18 protein-coding genes and 2 pseudogenes are annotated in these 23,421 nt (G+C 65.2%); 12 read left to right on the top strand and 8 right to left on the bottom strand.

Annotation, left to right across the window (positions count from 1 at the left end; genetic code table 11):
* Positions 1-96 precede the first annotated feature (96 nt).
* On the top strand, positions 97-1,563 hold the full coding sequence (locus tag ACVIGA_RS15625; protein ID WP_456667055.1) for a glycerol-3-phosphate dehydrogenase: 1,467 nt from the start codon (positions 97-99) through the stop codon (positions 1,561-1,563).
* Between the two features lie 7 nt (positions 1,564-1,570).
* On the opposite strand, the gene ACVIGA_RS15620 is transcribed toward ACVIGA_RS15625, so the two are convergent.
* Positions 1,571-2,800 carry a tetratricopeptide repeat protein gene (locus ACVIGA_RS15620; protein WP_456670817.1) on the bottom strand — a complete coding sequence of 410 codons (1,230 nt, stop codon included), beginning with the start codon at positions 2,798-2,800 and terminating at the stop codon, positions 1,571-1,573.
* Positions 2,801-3,198: 398 nt separating this feature from the next.
* Between ACVIGA_RS15620 and ACVIGA_RS15615 the strand changes: the two genes are divergently transcribed.
* Genes ACVIGA_RS15615 through ACVIGA_RS15605 form a run of 3 tightly spaced genes read left to right on the top strand, consistent with a single transcriptional unit; the run spans position 3,199 to position 6,025 of the window.
* Positions 3,199-4,299 carry an ABC transporter ATP-binding protein gene (locus ACVIGA_RS15615; protein ID WP_456670816.1) on the top strand — a complete coding sequence of 367 codons (1,101 nt, stop codon included), beginning with the start codon at positions 3,199-3,201 and terminating at the stop codon, positions 4,297-4,299.
* Entirely contained in the window at positions 4,296-5,210 is a 915-nt protein-coding gene (locus tag ACVIGA_RS15610; protein ID WP_456667054.1) for an ABC transporter permease, read from the top strand. Before ACVIGA_RS15615 ends, ACVIGA_RS15610 begins: the two co-directional genes overlap by 4 nt.
* Positions 5,210-6,025 (top strand): ABC transporter permease, encoded by an 816-nt coding sequence (locus tag ACVIGA_RS15605; RefSeq protein WP_456667053.1) that lies wholly within the window; start codon positions 5,210-5,212, stop codon positions 6,023-6,025. The genes ACVIGA_RS15610 and ACVIGA_RS15605 overlap by 1 nt, the downstream gene beginning before the upstream one ends.
* A gap of 144 nt (positions 6,026-6,169) precedes the next feature.
* Here the strand turns inward: ACVIGA_RS15605 and ACVIGA_RS15600 are convergent, their stop codons facing one another.
* The 4 genes and pseudogenes from ACVIGA_RS15600 to ACVIGA_RS15585 all read right to left on the bottom strand — a co-directional run bounded on the left by ACVIGA_RS15600 (position 6,170) and on the right by ACVIGA_RS15585 (position 11,611).
* The gene (locus ACVIGA_RS15600; protein ID WP_176533664.1) at positions 6,170-7,021 is read right to left on the bottom strand and encodes a carbohydrate ABC transporter permease; all 852 of its coding nucleotides are present in this window, start codon (positions 7,019-7,021) and stop codon (positions 6,170-6,172) included.
* Positions 7,018-7,887 (bottom strand): carbohydrate ABC transporter permease, encoded by an 870-nt coding sequence (locus tag ACVIGA_RS15595; RefSeq protein ID WP_223975996.1) that lies wholly within the window; start codon positions 7,885-7,887, stop codon positions 7,018-7,020. Before ACVIGA_RS15595 ends, ACVIGA_RS15600 begins: the two co-directional genes overlap by 4 nt.
* 192 nt (positions 7,888-8,079) lie before the next feature.
* Entirely contained in the window at positions 8,080-9,465 is a 1,386-nt protein-coding gene (locus ACVIGA_RS15590; protein ID WP_223975999.1) for an ABC transporter substrate-binding protein, read from the bottom strand.
* 192 nt (positions 9,466-9,657) lie between these two features.
* Positions 9,658-11,611 (bottom strand): annotated as a pseudogene (locus ACVIGA_RS15585) (AsmA family protein).
* A 244-nt stretch (positions 11,612-11,855) separates the two neighbouring features.
* On the opposite strand from ACVIGA_RS15585, the gene ACVIGA_RS15580 reads away from it, so the two are divergent.
* The 3 genes from ACVIGA_RS15580 (at position 11,856) to ACVIGA_RS15570 (ending at position 13,938) form a co-directional block, all read left to right on the top strand.
* Entirely contained in the window at positions 11,856-12,563 is a 708-nt protein-coding gene (locus tag ACVIGA_RS15580; RefSeq protein ID WP_028336014.1) for a CoA transferase subunit A, read from the top strand.
* Positions 12,564-12,641: 78 nt separating this feature from the next.
* The gene (locus ACVIGA_RS15575) at positions 12,642-13,292 is read left to right on the top strand and encodes a 3-oxoacid CoA-transferase subunit B (RefSeq protein ID WP_097677082.1); all 651 of its coding nucleotides are present in this window, start codon (positions 12,642-12,644) and stop codon (positions 13,290-13,292) included.
* A gap of 1 nt (position 13,293) precedes the next feature.
* On the top strand, positions 13,294-13,938 hold the full coding sequence (locus tag ACVIGA_RS15570; RefSeq protein ID WP_456667052.1) for a GNAT family N-acetyltransferase: 645 nt from the start codon (positions 13,294-13,296) through the stop codon (positions 13,936-13,938).
* A gap of 113 nt (positions 13,939-14,051) precedes the next feature.
* On the opposite strand, the gene ACVIGA_RS15565 is transcribed toward ACVIGA_RS15570, so the two are convergent.
* On the bottom strand, positions 14,052-14,993 hold the full coding sequence (locus ACVIGA_RS15565; RefSeq protein ID WP_456665701.1) for an IS110 family transposase: 942 nt from the start codon (positions 14,991-14,993) through the stop codon (positions 14,052-14,054).
* Between the two features lie 411 nt (positions 14,994-15,404).
* Positions 15,405-16,567: pseudogene (locus ACVIGA_RS15560) on the bottom strand (IS481 family transposase).
* A 261-nt stretch (positions 16,568-16,828) separates the two neighbouring features.
* Here ACVIGA_RS15560 and ACVIGA_RS15555 point away from each other — a divergent pair.
* From ACVIGA_RS15555 to ACVIGA_RS15535, 5 genes are all read left to right on the top strand, one after another.
* Positions 16,829-17,848, top strand: a complete 1,020-nt coding sequence (locus tag ACVIGA_RS15555) for a GlxA family transcriptional regulator (protein WP_456667051.1) — start codon at positions 16,829-16,831, stop codon at positions 17,846-17,848.
* 102 nt (positions 17,849-17,950) lie between these two features.
* The gene (locus tag ACVIGA_RS15550) at positions 17,951-18,478 is read left to right on the top strand and encodes a tautomerase family protein (RefSeq protein ID WP_456667050.1); all 528 of its coding nucleotides are present in this window, start codon (positions 17,951-17,953) and stop codon (positions 18,476-18,478) included.
* Between the two features lie 14 nt (positions 18,479-18,492).
* Positions 18,493-19,476: a carbon-nitrogen hydrolase family protein gene (locus tag ACVIGA_RS15545; protein WP_456667049.1), complete on the top strand. Its 984-nt coding sequence runs from the start codon at positions 18,493-18,495 to the stop codon at positions 19,474-19,476.
* Positions 19,477-19,821: 345 nt separating this feature from the next.
* The gene (locus tag ACVIGA_RS15540; RefSeq protein WP_456667048.1) at positions 19,822-21,522 is read left to right on the top strand and encodes a vWA domain-containing protein; all 1,701 of its coding nucleotides are present in this window, start codon (positions 19,822-19,824) and stop codon (positions 21,520-21,522) included.
* 399 nt (positions 21,523-21,921) lie between these two features.
* Complete coding sequence (locus ACVIGA_RS15535; protein WP_456667047.1) at positions 21,922-22,407, top strand: Crp/Fnr family transcriptional regulator; 486 nt, start codon at positions 21,922-21,924, stop codon at positions 22,405-22,407.
* Here the strand turns inward: ACVIGA_RS15535 and ACVIGA_RS15530 are convergent.
* Positions 22,346-23,173 carry a metallophosphoesterase family protein gene (locus tag ACVIGA_RS15530; RefSeq protein ID WP_456667046.1) on the bottom strand — a complete coding sequence of 276 codons (828 nt, stop codon included), beginning with the start codon at positions 23,171-23,173 and terminating at the stop codon, positions 22,346-22,348. The two genes, ACVIGA_RS15535 and ACVIGA_RS15530, sit on opposite strands and share 62 nt — an antisense overlap.
* Between the last annotated feature and the right edge of the window lie 248 nt (positions 23,174-23,421).

Raw genomic sequence — 23,421 nt, 5'->3', positions numbered from 1 at the left:
CTTATCCAGACATCATGTCGTCAAGCGCCGCGCCTTGAACGCATTTCTCGTGCGAATACGTATTTCGTTCGCATTGAAATGCGATAGCCGTTGCGCATGGCGGATTATGATCTCGCGATCATCGGCGGAGGCCTGAACGGCACGAGCATTGCGCGCGATGCGGCCGGCCGCGGCTTGCGCGTGGTCCTGCTGGAGCAGGGCGATCTCGGCTCCGGCGCGTCGGGGGCCTCGCCGCGGCTGGTCCACGGCGATCTGGCCGGGCTGGAGCGGCGCGAGTTCTTCCGCGTCCGCAGGGCGCTCAGGGAACGCGATGTGTTGCTGCGCATCGCGCCGCATCTGGTGCGGCCGGCGCGCTTCGCGATCCCGGCGCATGCCGAGGAACGGCCGCCGTGGCAATTGCGGTCGTTGCTGCTGCTGTACGAACGGTTGGCCTCGCGTAGCGGCCTGCCACGCTCGACGACGCTGGATGTCACCCACCATCCGGTCGGCAATGCGCTGAAGCGGCCGTTCGGAACCGCGTTCGAATATTCCGATTGCGTCGTCGACGATTCCCGGCTCGTCGTGCTCAACGCCGTCGATGCCGCCGCACGCGGCGCCGATATCCGCACCGGCGCGCGCGTGACCAGGGCCGAGCGCGGCGAGACCTGGCGGCTGGTCGTGATCGACCGTGGCTATCGCCGGGTGATCACCGCGCGGTCGCTGGTCAACACCACCGGCGCATGGGCCGCCTCCGTCGCCGACACCGTGTTGCGCGCGCCGGCGCCACCGCTCGCGACCGTGCAGATCAGCCAGATAGTGGTGCGCCGGCTGTTCGACTGCGACAACGTCTATGCGTTCCAGAACCTCGACGGACAACTGGTCTTCGCCAGTCCCTACGCGCGCGACTTCACCCTGATCGGTAGCGTCAGTCATCCTTTCAAGGGCGATCCCGCCATTGTCGCGATGGGCGTGCGCGAAGTGGCCTATCTCTGCGACGCAGCCAATCGCTATTTTCGCGAGCAGATCACTCCGGCCGATGTGCTGCGCACGATTTCCGGCGCCAATTCCGTCGTCGCTCCCGTGCGCCGGCGCAGCAGTGATGGCGCGGCGTCACTCGATTTCCGGCGTGGCAAGGCGCCGCTGCTCACCATCTTCGGCGGTGACGTCACCACCTCCCGGCGTCGCGCCGAGCGGGCGGTGTCGGAATTCACGCGGTTCTATCCGATCACGCCGCGCTGGACCGCAACAGTGCCGCTGCCGGGCGGCGAATTCGCGTGGCAGCGCTTCGAGACCGAGGTCGACATCGCGCGCGATCGCTGGCGCTTCCTGGGCGAGGACGAGGCGCGGCGGCTGGTGGCCGCCTACGGGCTGAACGTGAAGGATATCCTGGGCGAGGCAAAGCAGAAGGCCGATCTCGGTCCGGCCTTCGGCCCCGAACTGACTGGAACTGAGGTGCGCTACCTCATGCGCAAGGAATGGGCGCGCTTTCCCGACGATATCCTGTGGCGGCGCTCCAAGCTCGGCCTGACCATGCCGCAAGCCGATCAGGATGCGCTTGCGGCATTCATGGCGAAGCCGGATTGAGGTTCGGCTATTGCCGCGCTGCCTCCTGTGACCAGGCGAGATCACGCTTGGATGGACGGCGATGCAGCCGCTCCGAAATCAGGTTCGTCGCTTGCCGGCCTTGACCCGCGCGCAAGCATGCGACGATGAAGGTGTCCTCCCACAATTCGCGTTGCGCATGGCTGCCGCCGATCCGCACCAGCTCGGGCATCAGCGGCGCCAGGATACGCACGGCGCTGTCATGGTCGCCGGCGGCGAAGGCGGCGACGCCGCGGCCGAGCCCGATCGCGGCGGGGCCGGGCGCCAGCTTGCCGTCGACGTCGCGCGCCGCCATCTCGGTCAGCCGCGCCTCAAGCGCGTCGTTGTTCGTCGTGGCTGCGACCAGCGCGTGATGCACGTCGGCGAAATGCGCGCCGGCCTTGGGGAAGTATCCGTCGCCATAGGCGGCGACATCCTTCCAGTGTGATTCGAGGCCGGTCTTGCCGGCGACCGACAGCCGCCACAGCAGCGAGGCCGTGTCGGTGTAGATATTGAGCGGTGGATAGGGTCGGCCCGCCGGCTTGATGTGCTGCTCGTAGATCGCGAGCGCGCCGTCGGCGTCGCCCTCCTCGATCGCGATCAAGGCGAGGTGCCAGGCGAGATGGCCCTGCAGGAAGCTGGTGCGATCATTCGCCGGCAGCCATCCGGAGAGGAAGCTGCGGCCTTCCGCCGCGTCGCCCTGCTCGAACAGCGCATGCGCCACCGCGTGCGCGGCGCCGGCGTTCTCCGGCTTCAGCGCATAGCCGCGCTCGGTGACGGCGCGGCCCGAGACGACATCACCGGCCTCGGTCTTCGACCAGCCGAGATAGGTGAGGAACCACCAGTCGTCGCCATAGTCGCTGGTATAACGTTCGGAGATTGCGAGCCGGGCGGCGTCATGGTCGGACCGGCCGGAGAAGGCGTAGAGGCCGAAGGCACCGAGCAACAGCGAGAGTATCTGCGCATCGCGCGGATATTCGGCGAGATGCTGTTCGGCGGCGGTCATCGCCTTCTTGCCCTGGCCCTCGATCACGGACGCGATGATCTCGATGTGCTGGCGCTCGCGCGGGCTCGCGGCCGCCGCCAGCTGCCGCGCATCGGCCGCCTTCGCGCGGGCGTTGGCGCCTTCCATGTTGAGCTGGTGGACGCGGGCACGGCCGAGATGGGCCAGCGCGAAATCGGGGTCCTCGGCGATCGCCGCCTCGAACGCGGCATCGGCGCCGTGCAGCGCCGCCAGCATGCGGTCGACGCCGTCGACATAATATGCGGCGGCGCGGTCCGAGGTGGTGGTCAGCTGCAGGCCGTAGCGGTCGTGAATCATCGGTTGTCCTCCCGAGTTTGGCTGCGAGTCTAGAGCATTTTCGGTTCCGATTGAATCAGAACCGAAGCTCTAGCTTTTTGTTTTGACGCGTTTTCGTCACGCGAACCGGTTTCCACTTCGCTCGAAAACGCTCCAGCAGAGGCGCGGAAGCCGACAATATTGCGGGAGATGTTCGTGAGGCGGTTGAGCCGGTGGCGATCCGCCGCTAGCTTGCCGCCAGGATCGGACCTATCGGGGAATCGGGGCTTGCGGACGTGACATCGGGCGAAGCGAGTGCGGAGGCGGCAAGGCCGTTGCCTGAACCGGCCGTCTCGGACATGCCGCTGCTGCGGATCGAGGGCGTCGCCAAGTCGTTCGGCAATTTCCGCGCGGTCGACCAGCTTTCGCTCGACATTCGCGCCGGCGAGTTCTTCGCGCTGCTCGGCCCGAGTGGCTGCGGCAAGACCACGCTGCTCCGCATGCTCGCCGGCTTCGAGACCCCGGACGAGGGCCGCATCCTGCTCGGCGGCAACGACATCGCCCAGGTGCTGCCGCACGAGCGGCCCGTCAACATGATGTTCCAGAACTATGCGCTGTTTCCGCATCTGTCGGTGCGCGACAACATCGCCTTCGGCCTCAGGCGTGCCGGCATGGCGCGCCGCGACATCGCGAGCCGCGTTGCCGAGATGGTGGCGCTCGTCAAGCTCGAGGGGCTCGAGAAGCGCAAGCCCGACCAGCTCTCCGGTGGACAGCGGCAACGCGTGGCGCTGGCGCGCTCGCTGGCGCGCCGCCCGCAGGTGCTGCTGCTCGACGAGCCGCTCGCCGCGCTCGACAAGAAGCTGCGCGAGAGCACGCAAGGAGAGTTGATGGAGCTGCAACGCCGGCTCGGCATGACCTTCATCATCGTCACCCACGATCAAGAGGAGGCGATGACGATGGCCGGTCGGATCGGGGTGATGGATGCCGGCCGTCTGGTGCAGGTCGCAACCCCGCGCAATCTTTACGAGGCGCCAGCCTCGCGCTGGATTGCCGAGTTCGTCGGCGACATCAACCTGTTCAACGGCCAGGTCGCCGCCCGCGAGAATGGACGGTTGACGGTCTCGACCGCGGAAGCAGGTACGCTCGCGGTCAGTGAGCTGTGGCCGCCGGTGACCAAGGAGGTGGTCAGCGTCGCGATCCGCCCCGAGAAGGTGAAGTTGTCGCGCCGCGCACCGGCCTCGGACGCGGGCGGATCGCAGACGATCAACCGGCTGGCGGGCGTCGTCGCCGACGTCAATTATCTCGGCGGCGTGACGAGCTATCGGGTGAGGCTGGAGTCCGGCGCGGTGGTGCGGTCGTCGATGGCCAATACCGCACGGCTCGATGTCGACGCCTATCTCGCCGGCCAGCGCGTGGTGGCGTGGTTCACCGCCGACGACTGCCTGGTGCTCGAGCAATGAGCGCGCGCCGCATCTTCGCGCGGCCGGCGCGGCTTGCCGCGATCGCGCCCTATCTCTGGATGGTGCTGTTCTTCCTGGTGCCGTTCGGCTTCGTGCTGAAGATCAGCCTGTCGCAGACCGCGATCGCGCAGCCGCCCTATACGCCGGTGTTCGATTTCACCGAGGGCCGCGCGGCGCTGGCGGCCGCGTTTGCGCAACTGTCGTTCGACAATTTCCGCCTGCTGCTGCAGGACAATCTGTACATCCTGTCCTATCTGCGCAGCCTCGTCGTCGCTGTGACCTCGACCTTGATCTTGCTGCTGATCGGCTATCCCGTCGCCTACGGCATGGCGCGGCTGCCGCAGCGCTGGCAGGGCGTGGCCATGATGCTGGTCATCGTACCGTTCTGGACCTCGTTCCTGATCCGCATCTACGCCTGGATCAACATTTTGCAGCATGACGGTCTGCTCAACCAGATCCTGCTCACGCTGCACATCGTGTCCGCGCCGGTGGTCTGGTTGTCGACCGACAGCGCGATGTATCTTGGCATCGTCTACTCCTATCTGCCGTTCATGATCCTGCCGCTCTATGCGACGCTCTCCAAGATGGATGCCTCGCTCTTGGAGGCCGCGGGCGACCTCGGCGCCTCGCCGCGGCAGGCGTTCTGGCTGGTGACGTTTCCGCTATCGCTGCCCGGCGTCGGCGCCGGCGCGCTGCTCTGCTTCATTCCCATCGTCGGCGAGTTCGTGATCCCCGATTTGCTCGCCGGCTCCAATTCGCTGATGATCGGGCAGACGCTGTGGCTCGAGTTCTTCACCAACAAGGACTGGCCGGTGGCATCCGCCGCGGCGGTGGCGCTGCTGCTCTTGCTGGTGCCTCCGCTCGTGCTCTACGACCGCCTGCAACGCCGCCAGCTCGAGAGCAATCGCTGATGGCTGGTACCGTTACCAAGCTCACGCGCTTCAACATGACGTCGCTGGCGCTCGGGCTGGCGTTCCTCTATCTGCCGATCGTCATCCTCGTGATCTACTCCTTCAACGCCTCGCGGCTGGTGACGGTGTGGGGCGGCTGGTCGCTGCGCTGGTACCACGAGTTCTTCAACGACCGCGCCATGCTGGAGGCGGCGTGGATGAGCCTGTCGGTCGCCGCAGTGTCGGCGACGCTGGCGACATTGCTGGGCACGCTGGCGGCGGTCGGGCTGGCGCGCGGCGAACGGTTCCGGGGGCGGGCGCTGTTCTCCGGCATGCTGTATTCACCGCTGGTCATGCCGGAGGTGATTTCCGGCCTGTCACTGCTGCTGCTGTTCGTGGCGCTGAACGCCGAGCGCGGCTTCTGGACGGTGACGATCGCCCACACCACGCTGACGATGTGCTTCGTCACCGTTGTGGTGCAGTCGCGTCTGGCCACGCTCGACCGCAGCCTGGAGGAAGCCGCGATGGACCTCGGCTGCGATCCGGTGCGCGCGTTCCTCCTGGTGACGCTGCCGCTGATCGTGCCGGCGATCGTGGCGGGGTGGATGCTCGCCTTCACGCTGTCGCTCGACGACGTCGTGATCGCGAGCTTCACCACCGGCCCCGGCTCGGCGACGCTGCCGATCCGGATCTATTCCGAGGTCCGGCTCGGCGTGAAGCCCGAGATCAACGCGATCTGCACGCTGGTGATCGCACTGATCGCTGTGATCATCGTGATCGCCTCGTTCGCCTCGAAACTGTCGAGCGCGCGCGGCGAAAGCGCCGCGCCTCTGTAGCGGCCCGTCATTGCGAGCGAAGCGAAGCAATCCATCGCGCCGCAAGCGGAGAGGTGGATTGCTTCGTCGCTTCAGCGCAAAATTGCTTTGCAATTTTGTCGCGAGCTCCTCGCAATGACGACGAGGTTGGACCGGTTCCGGGCCTCACGACTTGACGGCGCCCGCAGTCAGCCCGCCGACCATGTAGCGCTTGAAGGCGTAATAGACCGCGGCCGGCGGCAGCGCGTAGATGAAGCCGGTGGTCATCAACAGCTCCCACGGCGAATCGTCGGCGGCGAGGAAGTTGCCTAGCGCGACCGGCAGCGTGATGTCGGTGTCCTTCGACAGCAGCAGGAACGCGTAGAGATATTCGTTCCAGGCGAGCAGGATCGCATAGGTGCCGACCGCGACCAGCGAGGGCATCATCAGCGGCACATAGACCAGGCGGAACAGTTGCAGCGTGGTGGCGCCGTCCATCGTCGCGGCCTCGTCGAGCTCGACCGGCAGCTTGTCGGAGGCCTGCTTCAGCACCCAGATCGCGTAGGGCGCGGCGATCGTCACCATCGCCAAAATCAGCGACCAGTGATTGTTGAGCAGGCCGTAGGTGCCCATGGTGCGGTACATCGGCACGGCGAGGAATGCCGCCGGGATGAAATAGGTGAACAGCGCAAGGTTCATCACAGCCCGGCCGCCCGGCACGCGCAGCCGCGAGATCGAGAACGCCGCGGCGGTGGCGACGAACAGCGTCAGCGCGCCGACGGCGAGCGCGATCACGGCCGAATTCCAGAACTGGATCCAGAAGTCGCGCAGGAAGTAATGCTGCTGGTGGAACACGATCGAGAAATTATGCAGCGTCGGATGCGTCGGCCACAGCTTACCGGTGAACGCGTCCTCCTTCGGAGAGATCGCGAACACGAACATGTGGTAGATCGGGATCATGGTCCAGATGAAGACCGGAATGCCGATCAGCAGCAGCTTGGCCTCGGTGCCGACTTCGCGGAGGGTGGGCAGCTTCATCGCGACAACCGTTTCATCATGTAATAGACCAGCGGTAGCACGAACGGCATCGCGCAGACGATCGAGGCCATCGCGAGCGACAGCTGGTCGAGCCTGAGATAGCGGATGCCCAGCGTCGAGAGCACGTGGGTGAGGTCGGCAGGCCCGCCGCCGGTGAGCAGATAGACGCTGTTGAAGTCGCCGAGCGTCCAGATCATCGAGAGCAGCGTGCAGGTGATGTAGAGCGTCTGCATCGACGGCCAGGTGATGTAGCGGAATTTCTGCCACCAATTGGCGCCGTCGACGTCGGATGCCTCATACAGATCGTGCGGGATGGCGAGTCGTCCGGTCAGCAGGATCAGCGTCCAGAACGGCAGCGACTTCCAGATGTGCACGCCGATCGCCATCGCGAGCGCGACCGCGGGATCGTTCAGCCAGTTCGGGCCGTCGTCGCCGGTGAACTTGAAGATCAGCTGGTTGACCACGCCCCATTCGGGATTGAGCATGAAGCGCACGGAGAGAATGGTCGGGATCGACGGCACCGCCCAGGGCAGGATGAAGATGACAGACAGCCATCTGATCCAGGGCCGCTGCTGGGCGAAGAAGCCGGACAGGAACAGCGCGATCAGCATCTTGATGTTGATGCCGATGACCAGGAAGATCAGCGTGTTGACGGCGGCGCGCGCGAAGATCGGGTCGTTGTACAGCGCGACATAGCTCGACGGATGGCGCGCCAGCCACAGGCCGTAGCCGACCGGATAGACCACGAAGGCGAGAAAGACGAGCAGGTAGGGCACCAGCAGCGCGATGCCCCAGACCTGCGGCGGCGTCAGCCGCGCCGACAGCGGCGGCGAGGGGGCATCGGATGCGGAGAGCGTGATCGCCATTCGGTTACTCTAGGAAGGAGATGCCGCCTACGTTGTCGTCCCGGCGAAGGCCGGGACCCATAACCACAGGTCCTGGTCGTTGCGCGAAAGTCGTCGACCAGCATACTCCAGAACTGCTGCCGCGGCGTATGGGTCCCGGCTTTCGCCGGGACGACGCGGAAGCAGTTTTGGCGCCAGCCGACATCCTTTACGTTACCCCGCGACCTGCTTGATACGCGCGATCAGTTCGTCGACGGCCTTGTCCACCGGCACCTTCTCGCTGACGACGCGGTTCATGGCCTTGGCCCAGACGTTCTCGTTGTTCAGGATGGTGAACTTCCAGTTCTTGGTAAAGTCGAACGGCGCGGTGCCGCCGGTGAACTGATTCCAGACTGCCTTGCGATGCCGGTCGGCCTGCCAGAACGGGCTGGCCTGGCTGGCCTTGGTCACTGGGAACCAGCGGCCGAGCGCACCTTCGATATAGGGCCGCACGTTGTCTTCCTGCATCAGGAACGCGATGAACTGCTTGCCTTCCGCCTTGTTCTTGGCGTTGGCGAAGATCAGCCCAGTCTTGACGTCGGAGCGGTAGCGGATCGTCGAGCCATCCGGCGCCTTCGGGAAGGACGCCGTGATGATGTCCTGCTCATAGGCCTGCTTGCCGGCGGCGCGCTGCGCGTCGGTCAGCGCCGGGTTGGTGGAATCCTCGAACCACTTCGCCGCGATCGAGATCGTGAAATTGTGGGTCATCACGATCGTCTTGTTGTGGAAGGCGACGTTGTTGTCCGGGTCCTTCCAGGTCGTCGAGGAGGGCGGGGTGCAGCCCTTGATGTAGGTGTCGGTGTAATCCTTCAGCGCGTGGATCAGGCCGTCGCGCACCTTGGGATCGTCGACCAGCAGCTTGCCGTCGTCGTCGACCAGCTTGACGTGGTAGGCGTCCATGAAGGTGTAGAACGACTGGAACGAGTCGGTGGATTCCACGCCCATCGGCTGGCCGACGCCGTAGATGCGCTGGCCGGTCGCCTTGCGGATCCCCGGCTGCACCTTGTCGCACCAGAACGTCCAGTAATCCTCCCACTTGGTCGGGATGTCGGCGGCCTTGAAGCCGGCCTTCTCCAGCATGTCGCCCCAGATCTGGACGTGCATGCTCTGCTGCTTCAGCGGGAAGCCGTAATAGGACTTCTTCTTGGTGACGTCATTGTAGAGCAGGGCCGCTTCCAGCGTGTTCGGCGCGAAGGCGTCCTTCATCGGCAGCATGATGTCGGAAAGGTCTTCGAGCTTGCCCTCGAAGGCCCACTTGCCCTGGGCCTGCACATCGTAGGTGTCGGAATAGGCGACGTCGGGAACGGTGCCGGAATCGAGCGCGGCGACCGTCTTCGGAATCATGTCCTGGATCGCGTATTGCGACAGTTCGACCTTGATGCCGGTCTTGGCTTCGAATTTCTTGATCGTATCGAGCAGCGCGTCGTCTTCGGACTTGTAGAATCCCTTGCCCCACCAGACGGTGATCGTCTTGCCCTGGGCCAGAGCGGGTGCAGTTGCGGCGAACAGGCCGACCGCAGCGACCGCAATTGATAGCGCACCGATAACCTTGGATCTCACGTTCTTCTCCCCTCATGAGGCCGGTTTTTTTAACCGGTTAGGGAAAACACTAGCGCATGCCCGGGACCCGATAAAGATGCCGCATCGACGACTTCTGTAGGGGGCTCGCGGGAGAGCGTGGATCAGTCCCGCTGCATTGATGCGGAAAGTGAATGGATCGATCAGTTCGACCCCTGGCCAGTTCGACCTTGGTCAGTTCGATTTGGCATTCTCGGCCGCCGTTGCCGGAGCGTTGCCGGGCGCGCCGGCCGCGGCATCGGGCCGTGCGGCGCCGCCGGTGAAGCGTTCGATCACCGAGCGCACCGCGTCGCGGGTCTTGCGATCCTTCACGGCGTCGAGCAGCGGGGCGGATGCCGGCGAGCGGCGGATCAGGCTTTCCGGATCGGGGAAGATCAGCGGATCGTCCCACGGGCCCTGAATCACGAAGGGCAAATCGAACGCGGTGCCGCCGGCAGATGCCGAGGTCAGGCTGGCGACGCCCTTGAGATCATACTCGCGCGACGGCACCGAGGCGGTGCCGGTCAGCGTGATCTTGGCCGCGGGGCTCACGACATGGATGTCGTCGGCAGTCGCGACGCCGTCGGCGAATTTCACCGAGACGCTGAGATTGTCATAAGGCGTCGAGCCGGAGCGGAAATTGCCGCCGCCCGGACAGCGGCCGCTTCTCCAGCCGCCGCAGCAATTGCTCGACATTAAAGCCTGCGATCGCGCCGTCGTGCCCGTTCAGCGTCGCGGTGCCGTCCAGCGACGACGCGAGCCCGAACGGGCTCGAGCCGGAAGCCGTCAGGGAGACGTTGAGGTTGCCGCGGCCGGACAATTTCGTGATGCCGAACAGTTCGCTGGCGCAGGCCTGCAGATCGACATCGGTGAACTGGAATTGCGCCCTGACGTCGGCGACCGCGTCCGAGCGCGCGATGGCGAACGAACCCTTGGCGATGCCGCCATACATCTGCGCCTCGCCGACGCTGAGCGCGAGCGCGCCGCCACGCAGATTGGCGCCGAACGCGGTGCGGCCGAGCTTGGACGGGCCGACCGTCACCTTGGCGGCCGACAGCCGCATGTCGAGATCGGTCGACGACAGCGAGGAGAGGTCGAACAGCTGCCTGTTCCAGTCGCGCTGGCCGCTGGCCAGCAGGCGGAACGTCGAGATGTAGGGCGTGAAATCGAGATTGCCGGCGGCAAGCGTCGCCTGCAGCGTCTGCCGGCCGTTGTTGGCGTAGGTCATCACGCCCTCGGCGACGTTGCCGTCGAGCTCGACATTGACATTGGTGAGCGCGACCGATCCGCCGACCACATTGGCGCGGGCCTTCAGCGCAAAGCGGCCGAAGCCGCCACCGCCGCCGGGCGGCGCCTGTCCCATCCAGCGCAACGCATTGCGCAGCGACGGTGAGTCCATGGTGGCCGTGCCTTCCATCATCAGGCTGGTGCGGTTGGCGACGGTTCCGTCGAACGCAACCTTCAGCGGCGCGCTGGCCAGCCGTGCCTTGAGGCCGGAACGGTCGCCCGACAGCAGCGCGACGAAATCGCTGGCGCTGATCGAGCCGTCGACGCGCTCGCCGCGCCAGTCGAACTGGCCGGTTGCGGCAAAGGAGCGCGAGATCGAGGGCCAGGCCAGCGACAGGTCGATGTCGCCGAGCTGCTCGGAGATATTGTTGGTGCCATCCTGGTAATTCAGCTCGCCGTCCTGGATCCGTATCTCGGAGAACGACACCTGGTTCGCGGCGCCGGGCGTCATCGTCTTGGCGATGGTCTCGACGAACGGGGTCCAGTTGCTCTCGCCGGCGCTGTCGCGGACCACACGGATATGCGGACGGAGCATCATGACGTCGGCGATCTCGAACCGCCGTAGCAACAGCGGCAGCAGACGCAGATTGGCAGTCAGCACATCGACCTGCAGGGCAGGACCGGTGGTATCGGCGCCCTTCAGCCCGACATTATGGAAGGAGACATAGCTGCCGGGAAACACCGAAACGTCGATCGGGCCGTTGACGACGAGCTCGAGCCCGGTCACGCCGCGAATCTGCGCTTCCACCGCGCTCCGCAGCGCGTCCCGGTTGAGGAACCACGACGTTCCGACCAGCCCGACCAGCGCCAGGCCGAAAAGCGCCGCGATCGGCATCCCCAGGCGCTTAATTCCTTGGGCCATCGTCAATGACATATCCGGGTCGGGTTGAGTTTTGTCGGGTCGTCGTCGAACACTGCCGGCTGCGCAATGGAAGCCGGTGCCAACCCACACAACTTGAAGGGTTTTCTTGTCGCTTTCAAGGCCATGTTGATGTCGCAGGCTGCCGCCCGCCGCCGCGCGGGGCCGTGATTGACGCATTGCGAAGATTTCGCCTAATAATCCGTTGGACAGAGCCGTTCCGCGCCCTCCATCAGGTATTCATTGCATGAACAAGGTTTATCCCGACGCCAAATCGGCACTCGATGGTCTCCTCAAGGACGGCATGATGATCATGTCGGGCGGCTTCGGCCTCTGCGGCATCGCCGAGACCCTGTCGGACGCGATCCGCGAATCCGGCGTCAAGGGCCTCACCGTCGTCTCCAACAATGCCGGCGTCGACGGCATCGGCCTCAGCCGGCTCCTGGAGACGCGCCAGATCAAGAAGATGATCTCGTCCTATGTCGGCGAGAACAAGCTGTTCGCGCAGCAATATCTCGCCGGCGAGCTCGAGCTCGAGTTCAACCCGCAGGGCACGCTGGCCGAGCGCATTCGCGCCGGCGGCGCCGGCATCCCGGCCTTCTACACCAAGACCGGCGTCGGCACGCTGATCGCCGAAGGCAAGGAAGTGAAGGAATTCGACGGCGAGAAGTACATCATGGAACGCGGCCTGTTTGCCGACGTCGCCATCGTGCACGCCTGGAAGGGCGACACCGCCGGCAATTTGGTCTACCGCAAGACCGCGCGCAACTTTAACCCGATGATGGCAACCGCCGCGAAGGTCACCGTTGCCGAGGTCGAGCATCTGGTGCCGGCCGGCGAGATCGATCCGGACCACATCCACACCCCCGGCATCTTCGTCAAACGCATCATCGAGGTCGGGACCGGCAAGAAGCGGATCGAGTTCCGCAACACCCGCCCGCGGCCCGCCGCTTAACGCATGATCCGGAAAACCGGGCACCGGTTTTCCGACAAGATCATGCGCAACCAATAAGTAGTTCTTCAGGAGAGCCTCATGGCCTGGACCCGTGAACAGATGGCCGCCCGCGCCGCCAAGGAATTGCGCGACGGCTATTACGTCAATCTCGGCATCGGCATCCCGACGCTGGTCTCGAACTACATCCCCGACGGCGTCGACGTGAACCTGCAGAGCGAGAACGGCATGCTCGGCATGGGCCCGTTCCCCTATGAGGACGAGGTGGACGCCGATCTCATCAACGCCGGCAAGCAGACCGTGAGCGAATTGCCGTCGACCAGCTATTTCTCCTCGGCCGATTCCTTCGGCATGGTGCGCGGCGGTCATATCGATCTGTCGATCCTCGGCGCCATGCAGGTGGCGCAGAACGGCGACCTCGCCAACTGGATGATCCCGGGCAAGATGGTGAAGGGCATGGGCGGCGCCATGGACCTCGTCGCCGGCGTCAAGCGCGTTGTGGTCGTGATGGAGCATTCCGCCAAGGACGGTGCGAAGCTGCTCAAGCAGTGCAACCTGCCGCTGACCGGCGAGCGCGTGGTCGACATGGTCGTCACGGATTTGGCGGTGTTCACCATCGACAAGCACGGCAAGGACGGCATGGCGCTGATCGAGCTCGCCGACGGCGTCACGCTCGACGAGGTCAAGGCCAAGACCGAGGCGGAATTCCGCGTCGCGCTGAAGAACACCTGAGATGCTTGGTGCGGGACGATCCTCGATCCGTCCCGCACGATCCGACGACGCCGGCTTCATCGCCCGCGTCGTGCTGGCCGCGCAGCGCGGCCCGCTGCCGCGCGGCTGGTTCGACATCGCGCTCGACCGGCCGGAGGAGGAATGCCTGGCGTTCATGGCGCGGCTCGCCGTGGCGCGGGTGCGCTCATGGTACCATGTCGCCCATTTCCTGATCGCTGAGGTCGACGGCGTGCCGGCCGCCGCGCTGTGCGCCATGCCCGCATCCGGAACGGTGGTCGCCGCACGCGCGGCGATCGAGGAGGTTGCGGCGGAGATCGGCGTGGATGCCGACGGCATCGTCGCGCGCGGCGGCTATGCCCGCAATTGCTGGGTTCAGGGCGGCGAGGGCGACTGGCTGATCGAGCACGTCGCAAACCTCGGATCCTATCGCGGCGGCGGTCTGGTGCAGGCCCTGATCGCCCGCGCGCTCGCCGACGGCAAGGCTGCGGGCTATTCGCGGGCATCGATCTCGTTCGTGATCGGCAATGGCCCGGCCGAGCGCTGCTACACGAAGGCCGGCTTTGCCTTCGCCGAGGAGAAGCGCGATGCTGCCTTCGAAGCCCTGACCGGCGCGCCGGGCTTTCGCCGATTTGCGCAGGGGATGTGAGGCGGCGGCGAGGGGTACGTACCACGCGGTCGTCCTGGCGAAAGCCAGGACGACGCTGAGCGTGTGGCGCGGCCTACATGCACAATCGTCGTCCCGGCGAAAGCCGGCAACTGTTATGTTGGTTTGGTTTGCAGGTACGGCTTTCGGTCTCGCATGATGGCATTGAGGACCGTCAGCAGCTTCCTGGCGACGGCGATGAGGGCGAGTTTGGCTGGTTTTCCGGCCTGTCGCAGTCGTGCATAGAAGGCCTTGAACGGATCAGCTCTGCGGACTGCGTTGAGGGCCGCCATATAAAGGGCGTCACGAACGCGCTTTCGGCCGCCCGCAATCTTGCGCTTGCCGCGGAAGGCGCCGCTGTCGACGTTGAAGGGGGCAAGGCCAGCGAGCGCTGCGAGTTGTTTCGGTCCGATCCGCCCGAGTTCCGGCATCTGCGCGATGAGCTGCATGCAGGCCACGGGACCCACGCCGGGCAGCGAACGCATTAACTTCGCATCGTCCGCGATCTCCGCTTCGGCTTTAATCAATGCGCTGATGTCGGCCTCGATCTCGGCGATCTCGCTGTCGAGGACCTCGATGAGGCGGCCAATGCGTTCGGCCATGGCGCGATCGTCGGCCTCGCTGCGCCGGTTCTTCTCCTGGGCGCGCATCAGGACCAGCTGATCCCGCCGTTTTGCAAGCCTCGCCAAGGCGTTGCGTGCAGGATCGGCGACCTGCTCGGGGGCGGGCTGCATGGCCCGCGCAAAGGCTGCCAGCATCCGCGCATCGATCGGATCGGTCTTGGCGAGCAGGCCGCTAGCCCGTGCAAAGTCGCGGGCACGGGCCGGGTTGATCCGTGCGAACTGGATCCCGGCCTGACGTAGCGCCTCGCGAAGCGCGAGGTCATAGATACCCGTCGCCTCGAAGACGACCAGCGCATCGCATTGCCAACGCGCCACCTGCTGTGTGATGGCCTGTGTCGCGTTGGCAATGCGCCTCGGCACGCCGTCAGCCTCATCAAAGATATCGAGGTGTTTTTTGGAGATGTCGATTCCGACGTAACGAAGAGCTATGATCACGGTGCCTGTCCCTGTGATGCGAGGTCTGTTGGCGCAGCCTCGTGCAACTGTTCAGGTTTAGATGGAACGGGCGGGAGACCGAGCCGGCTCACGGCGTCAAGCGCCAAGGACCCAACGGCTTCCCGCCCACCCCATCATGACAGACTTCCAAGACACAGGGACCCATACGCCGCGGCAGATGTTGAAGGCGGGACTCGTCGTCGCAATCGCGCATAACAATTCGCATCGGTGGTTATGGGTCCCGGCCTGCGCCGGGACGACGATGAGGATCGATCGCGCGCGATACGACGCACCATCGTTGCGCACCTGACCTCGGTGTCGTCACCCGGCTTGGCCGGGCGATCCAGTATTCCAGAGACGCTAGCGATTGAGCCGAGAGGCCGCGGCGTACTGGATCGCCCGGTCGAGTGTTCAGCCCGGGGACATGACCGACGGGTGTTCGGAGACATAGCCGACACTTTTTCCGCTCGCCAAATCAATGATAGCGACCTGGTGGGCGGCGAAGAAGACACCGTATTGCGCGTTGTTTGACGAGGGACGAATGGCAAGGCGCTCACCGCGGAAGGCTTGCGGGACCTTCCAAAGGCATCCCTTGAAGCTGATGTAGGCCTTGGTCGTGGAGACGTGGCGCACGATCTCGTGGCTGTCATATTCGACCTCCGGCAAGCGATCGGGCATGGCCCGCTGGCTCGGCCGGTATCGACTGGCCGGCACCTGCTGTCCAAGCGCCTCATGCGGCCGTTCGAAGTTGTAGACCTCCCGCCAGGCGTCAAAGGCGCGCTGTGTCTCCGCGAGATCACGGAACTGCCGCAGCGCGAAGACCTCAGCGGCGAGCGTGCGATGGAACCGTTCGTTCTTGCCACGGCTTTGCGGGTGATAGGGGCGACTGTGGATGACCGCGATGCCGAGCTTGAGCAGCCAGACCGAGAACCGCGTCCATCGCTCGCCAGAAGGGTCGCCCCACGGTGAGCCATTGTCGACGAAGAAGGCCTCCGGCAGACCGTAATGACGAAAGGTCTTCTCCAGGCGACTACGCACCGTATCGGTGCGTTGATCGGCGCAGGCCTGCAGGCACAGATCATAGCGCGAGCGACCACTGTCAGAGGATGGCATTGAGCGTCATTGCCGAGCCGAATCCAGCCTTTGAAGTCCATCTGCCACAACAGATTGGGGGCCGGCATCTCGAAACGCTGGCTTGCCACTGCGCCGCCGAGCGGAGGCTTGATGCGGCCAGCTCGACGCAAGATCTCATGGACCGTCGAAACTGCCGGCGCATGATAGCCTTCCCGTTCCAGACAGCGAGCGATCTTGCGAGCTCCCCACGCCGGATGAGCATCGCGTACTGACAAAATGCGCTCTTCGAGCTTGCAATCGGTTCGTCCTGGGCTCGAATGCGGCCGGCGCGATCGGTCCGCGACGGACTGATCCGCCTGCCATCGTGCGAGCCACTTGTAAGCCGTGTCGGGATGAATGTTGAACCGACGGCAGAGCTCGCGTCGGTTCGCGCCCTCCTGCATCGCAAGCCGTACAAACTCGCGCCGTTGATCCATCACCGACACCTCACGCCATGGCATGGACTTGGCCTCCCACTTTGCCAAATCCCTGCACTATGATGTGTCGGCTATGTCTCCGAACACCCGTCGGTCATGTCCCCGGGCTGAACATCGAGCCGGGCGATGACAGGTGAGTGGGGACGGAGCATCGCATTCTCGCGACATGAGTTACGCGTCGGGCAGTCACATAGCGCGGCCCTAACGGTGGCCGCTGCCGGCCGCTTGCCTGGCCTCGGGTGTAATGGCAGGATTGCCTCATATTGTGCGAGATCGGACACGGCCATGCCACTTATCCGGATTTGGGTTTATGACGGGATTCTCGCTTCGGGCGTTGCGGGCATTGTCGACGTGTTCACCGCCGCCAATTCGGTGGCGGCGAAGCAGCCGCAGCGCCACAACGGCAAGCCGTCCCAGTTGCGCTGGCGCGTCGAGTCACTCGACGGCCGGCCGGTGCAGACCGCGTCCGGCCAGATCATCGACGTCGATGGAGCGATCAGCGCGCGGTCTTCGGCGGATGCGGTGGTAATCCCCGGGCCGTTCGTCGGCGATATCGAGCGCTTCTTCGCCCGGCTCGATACGGTCGAGCCGTTGCTCGCCGCGCTGCGGCGGCAACATGAGCGCGGCACCCTGCTCGCATCCTATTGCACGGGCAGTTTCATCCTCGCCGAAGCCGGCCTGCTCGACGGCCGGGTTGCGACCACCCATTGGGCGAAGGGACGGACATTTGCGATGCGCTATCCGGCGGTGGATCTACGCGTCGCCGAGATCCTCACCGAGCAGAACCGGATCGTCTGCTCGGGCGCGGTGACCACCTCGCTCAATCTTGCGCTTCGGCTGGTCGAGAAGTTCGCCGGCGCCGATCTGGCCGCGGAGACCGGCAAGCTGATGCTGATCGACGGCAATCGCGTCTCGCAGGCGTCCTATGCCAGCCGCACCCACGACACCCAGCATTCCGATGCGCTGGTGGCGCAAGCGCAGAGCCTGATGGAGAAGTCGCTGCAACGGGGCTTCAGCCTCGCCAGGCTAGCCCGCGACCTTTCGGTCAGCGAGCGCACGTTGAATCGCCGCTTCAAGCTCGCGGTCGGCGAGGCCCCGCTGCAATATCTGCAGGCGCTGCGCGTCGACGTGGCCAAGCGCCTGATCGAATCCAGGCGGCTGAAGCTCGAGGCGGTCAGTGCGCGGGTCGGCTACAACGACTTGTCGACCTTTCGCCGCCTGTTCAAGCGCGAGACCGGGCTTTCGCCCCGCGAATACCAGCGCCGGTTTGCGCGTGTCCCCGCGCGCACGGCGACTGCCGGCTGACGAGGCCGTGTCCGAATTTACCTTGAGAATGGCGATACTGCCACTGCTGCCGGAAGCACCCCGCGCATAGACCTCATGCCGGCAACAACAGGAGGTCTCTCAATGCCGATGATCGACGTCACAATTCCCGAAGGAGCCCTGAAGCCTGCAGCGGAAGCGCGGCTCATCAAGGAGCTCGGCGATATCCTGATCGGTCACGAGGGATTCGACCCGGCCAACAAGGTGGCGCAAGGCGTCACCGTCGTGTTCCTGCATCGGCCGGCCGCGGTCTACGTGGCGGGCGAGCCGTCGCCGTCGCCGCGCTATCGCATCGTCCCGACGGTGCCCGAGGGGCAGTACACCGAAGCCTCACGCGCGGCTTTGGTGAAGGACGTGACCGATGCCGTGGTACGCGCCGCCGGCGGTTCGTACGAGGACGTGGCGCCGCAGGTCTGGGTGTTTCCGACCGAGATACCGGATGGCCAGTGGGGCAGCCGCGGCGTCATTCGTCTGCTGCCCGACATTCAGGCCTTCATCGCCGGCGAGCATGAACGCAAGGTCGGCGAAGAACGCCTTGCACGGCGACGGCGCGTCAAGGCGCTCGAGCTGCTTGCGGGCGCGCTCGATGCTGTCCGCAAGGGCGTCGCGTGAAGCGGCACCCGGCGATGGCAATCGATGCACATTTCAGGCTCGCGGCGATCCAGGCCGCCGCGGTGCCGTTCGATCGCGAGGCGTCGGTGGAGAAGGCCTGTCGCCTGATCCGCGAGGCTGGCGCCATGGGGGCAACGATCGCCGCGTTCGGCGAGACCTGGCTGCCGGGCTATCCGTTCTTCTGCCATGCACCGACCGGGCCAAGCACCTTTCGCGCCATGGCGGAATATCTCGATAGCGCCGTCGAGATTCCGTCGCCCGCCACCGACCGGCTCTGCGATGCGGCAGAGGGCGCCGGGATCGATGTCGTGATCGGCGTTGCCGAACGCGACGCGACAACGAAGGGCACGGTCTACTGTACGCTTCTGTTCATTGGCCGCGAGGGGCGGATTCTCGGCCGTCACCGCAAGCTCAAGCCGACCTTCAACGAGCGTTCGGTGTGGGCCGATGGCGACGCGGTCGGCCTGCGCGTTCATGAGCGGTCCTATGGCAGGATCAGCGGGCTCAATTGCTGGGAGCACAACACCATGTTGCCCGGCTATGCGCTGGCCGCGCAGGGAACGCAGATCCATGTCGCCGCGTGGCCGGGACGAGAGCCCGCCGTGGCGCCGCCGTCTCCCACGCCGCTGTGGCCGCGACAGCTTTTGCTGTCACGCGCGTTCGCGTCCCAGGCGGGTTGCTACGTCATCGCCGTGGGCGGCATGCGGTCGCACGAGGCGACGCCCGAACGCTATCGCGAGCTGTCGACGATCGAGTACAGCGGCGACAGCGTGATCATCGATCCACGCGGCGAGGTCATCGCGGGGCCTGCGCAAGGCGAGACCATCCTGATCGCCGACGGATCGCGGGAGGTTGTTCTCGCGGCAAAGGCGCTGTGCGATATCGGCGGCCACTATTCGCGCCCGGACCTGCTCCGACTGATCGTCGACCGTGATCGGCAGGATCGGGTCATCGATTGCGGCTTCGCCGGGCGCGTCGCGCCGGACATGTGGGAGTAGTGCACGGCAGCGTGCAAAGCAGCGTCATCCGTGATGATGCTCACGCCGTCCATCGCGATGCGCGCAACTCTGGAAGCAATTTAATCGCGATTGGCGTGTCGCGTCAGTCCAAACGCCTGTCGCAATAGTCCAAAGGTTCGAACGCAAGTGACGCCAATCAAAGACATTTTGGCGTTTCGTCGCGTGCGCGTCGCAATTGTATCGCACCGGAAATCCGGCCAACAAAAAACAAAATCGGGATCGAAGGAAGGCGCGGCTGTGGCAAGGTGCGAATGGTCTCACGATCTGCCGCGCCGTCGCAGCCGTCTTTGCCCTCCGATTGTCTCCATCATCGAGGATCGATCCGTGATTAAGGTTTTTTGCCGCTCGTTCGTTGCCGGCCTGCTGTCGCTTGGCCTGGCGTTGCTGTCACTTCATGGCGCCCAGGCGCAGGCGCAAGGGCAGGGGACCGACACCATCCTCGTGCTCGATGCATCCGGCTCGATGTGGGGCCTGGTCGACGGGCGGAGCAAGATCTCCGCTGCGCGACAGGCGGTCGATGCGATCCTGTCGAAATGGAATCCTGCGGATCGTCTCGGCGTGATGGTCTATGGCCATCGCTCGAAGGGTGACTGCAAGGACATCGAGCTGATGGTGCCGATCAGCAAGTTCGATCCGGCGAGGATCAAGGCCGCGATCGACGGCATCAACCCGAAGGGCAAGACGCCGATCTCGGATTCGCTGCGTGCTGCCGCCGAGGCGCTGCACTCGACCGAGAACAAGGCCAACGTGATCCTGGTCTCCGACGGGATCGAGACCTGCGCGCCGGATCCGTGCGCGGCCGCGGCCGAGCTGAAGAAGGCCGGCATCGGCTTCACCGCGCACGTGATTGGCCTCGACGTCGCCGATCCCGCGGCGAAGAGCCAGCTGCAATGCATCGCGCGCGCGACCGGCGGCGTCTATCTCGATGCCGGCAACGCCGCGAGCCTCACCGGCGCACTGACCAAGGCGGTGGCGGCGACGCAAGGCACCAAGGTCGCGAGCGAGGCGCCGCCGAAGCCGGCGGCCGCCGATCCCTATCTCGGCAAGAATCTCCGTGGTGTGGCGCGGCTTGCCGAAGGGCTCGATCCGATCAGCGACGAGGACGTCAACTGGGGCGTCTACAAGCGAGCCGGAGGCGAGAAGGGCGAGCACGTCAACACCTTCTACGGTGCGCCGTTCGCCGACAACATCGCGCCCGGCGATTACATCGTGGAAGTGAGCTACCGCCAGCTCAAGCGCGAGTTTCCGCTCAAGGTCGAGAACGGCAGGCCGACGACGCTCGACGTCATCCTCGATGCCGGCTACGTCACCAGCGAGGGCTCGGTTGCGGGCGGGGCTGCCAAGGTCGACGACGTAGTCTGGCAGGTCACCGACAAGGGCGGCAGGCTGGTCGCGCAGGAGTACGACGCGGTGCCGCGCTTCGTGCTCGCCGCGGGCAATTATACGCTGACCCTGACCAAGGGGCAGTCGAAGACCAGCAAGCCGTTCGCGGTCGCCGCCGGTGACTCCAGCAACGTCCAACTCACCCTCGACGTCGGCAAGCTGATCGTCACCACCACCTATGCCGAGGGCGGCCCCAAGGTCGAGAAGGACCTCGTGGTCGCCGTGCATCAGCCGGCGAAGGCCGATGGTGACGAGGGCGAGAAGGTTGCGCAGGAATACGACGCCGAATCGAAGTTCGATCTGCCCGGCGGCAGCTACGAGGTGATGGTGACGGTCGGCGAGGCCAAGGGCACGGCGCGCGCGGAGGTGAAGTCCGGCGCGCCGACCCGGATTACCGTCAACCTCAACGCCGGCGTGGTCGGGATCAAGGCCGACGGCGCCCAGGAGATCGACATCTACGGCGCCGAGCGCGACATCAATGACGAGCGCAAGCGCGTCTCGGTGAGCTATGATGCGACCTATAACGTCGCGCTCAGCGCCGGCGACTACGTCGCGGTCGCCACCTATGCCGACGGCCAGAAGGCGGAAAAGCCGTTCTCGATCGCCGCCGGCAAGCGCCAGACGGTGGAGATCAAGCAGTAGGGGCGATACGACGTCGCGTCTCTCCCGCCTGTGAGGTGAGCACATCTCTCAGGCTCCCTCTCCCCTTGTGGGAGAGGGTTGGGGAGAGGGGTGCCCCGGGTGCGATAAACGAGGAAAGCCTCGCTCTCGCAATCTCGATCCCGCCGTTCTGCAAATCGAGAGCGCGTGCCGTGTGGTACCCCTCTCCCTAACCCTCCCCCACAAGGGGGGAGGGAAACCCTCCGCCGGTGCGTCCCTAACTGAAAGCGGAGGAGAGTGACGTGAGACCATCTTTGACGCTCCCAGCACGCACGCTCATCCCTCGCCGGCATGCCGACAATTTGGGCAGACCGCCCGGCTAATCCCGTTCACCTCGGCCGCATCTCCGCCTAGTCTGACAGCAGACGGAGGCGAAACAGCATGCGGGCGATCCTTGATCACTGCACCGGCGGGAGCAGGCGCAGCCTGCCGGCCGGCACGGATTTCATCGAGGAGGGCGGCCAGACAGGTCATCTGTTCGTGCTGCTCGAGGGCAAGGTCGAGGTCGTGAAGGGCGACAGTGTGGTCGCGGTGATCGACGAGCCCGGCGCGGTGTTCGGCGAGATGAGTGTTCTGCTCGACAGGCCGCACAGCGCAAAGGTGCGCGCGGCGTCCGACTGCGTCCTGTACGAGTTCGACGATGCGGCGTCGTTCCTGCGCGAGCAGCCCGCGGTGGCGCTGCTGATCGCGCAGCTATTGGCGCAACGGCTGCACGTCGCCACGACCTATCTTGCCGATCTGATGCATCAATATGCCGATCACGGCACCCATCTGGCGATGGTCAGCGAGGTGCTGCAGAGCATGATCAACCTACCGCCGATGCAGGTCGCGCCAGGCTCGGATCGGCAATCCGATCCAAGGATGTGAGCCAGTCCGGCGCCTCGCTGAGCGGCGCTGCCGGCCGATGCAGGGGCGCGTTGAGATCGACGATCTGCGCGTCGCCAGCGGCGAGCCAGAAGGCTTTCTCCTGGGTGAGATCGAGCACGATGTAGACCGGCGGCCGGCCCGGCTGCAGCCCGGTATTGAACACCCAGGTGGTCCCGATCCGGTCGAACCACGAGCCGTTCGGGATGAACGGCGATTGGTGCACATGGCCCGAGATCACCGTCGTCGGACGGTGGCGCTCGATCCAGTGCAGCAGCTCGACGTCGCCGAAGAAGCGCTTGCCGCCCCAGCTGATCGGCGAATCCGCCGGCGGGGCGTGATGCACCCAGACCCAGCGGCGGTGCGGGATGGCGGCGGCCTTGCGCAGCTGGTCGTCGATCCGAGCCTTGACCATCGGGCCGTCCCACCACGGGCACACCGTGAACAGCGTGTCGCCGATCGTCAGGTTGTCGCCGTCGCAGGCGACGCCGAATTCCCTGACGGCGGCGACCCATCGCGCGACCTTCTCGCCTTCCGCGTTGCGCTCGTCGAGGTCATGATTGCCCGAGCAGAAGATCACGCGCGTGAGGCCGGCGAGCCGCGCGAGGTATTTCGTGACGACGACGATCTGGGCGCGGAAATCCACCGCGGAGCCGAGGTTGAGCGCGTCTCCGGCGAAGATCACGAGATCGAATTGCGGGGCGGCCGCCAGCAGCCAGTCGAACTGCGGCAATGAATAATGCAAGTCGGCGACGACGAGGCAGCGCATCCGCCAGCTCCAGATGCCCGGAAAGCGGGCTGGGTTCGCAAGATAATGAATTTCAAACAATCGGAATTGCAGCAAGATTTATGCCGTGCCGCGCGGGCTAAGCGCGACAGATTCCCGCAGTGAGGTAGGCACGCTGGCCAAGATCCCTCCCCCCTTGTGGGAGAGGGTGGGGAGAGGGGTGGCCCCGAGCGAGATGATTGAGGTGAGGCTCGCTTTCGCAATCTCGATCGTGTGGCGTTGCTGGATTG

Source organism: Bradyrhizobium sp. USDA 3240 (assembly GCF_054063295.1).
This window is presented reverse-complemented; position numbering and strand designations above follow the sequence as displayed.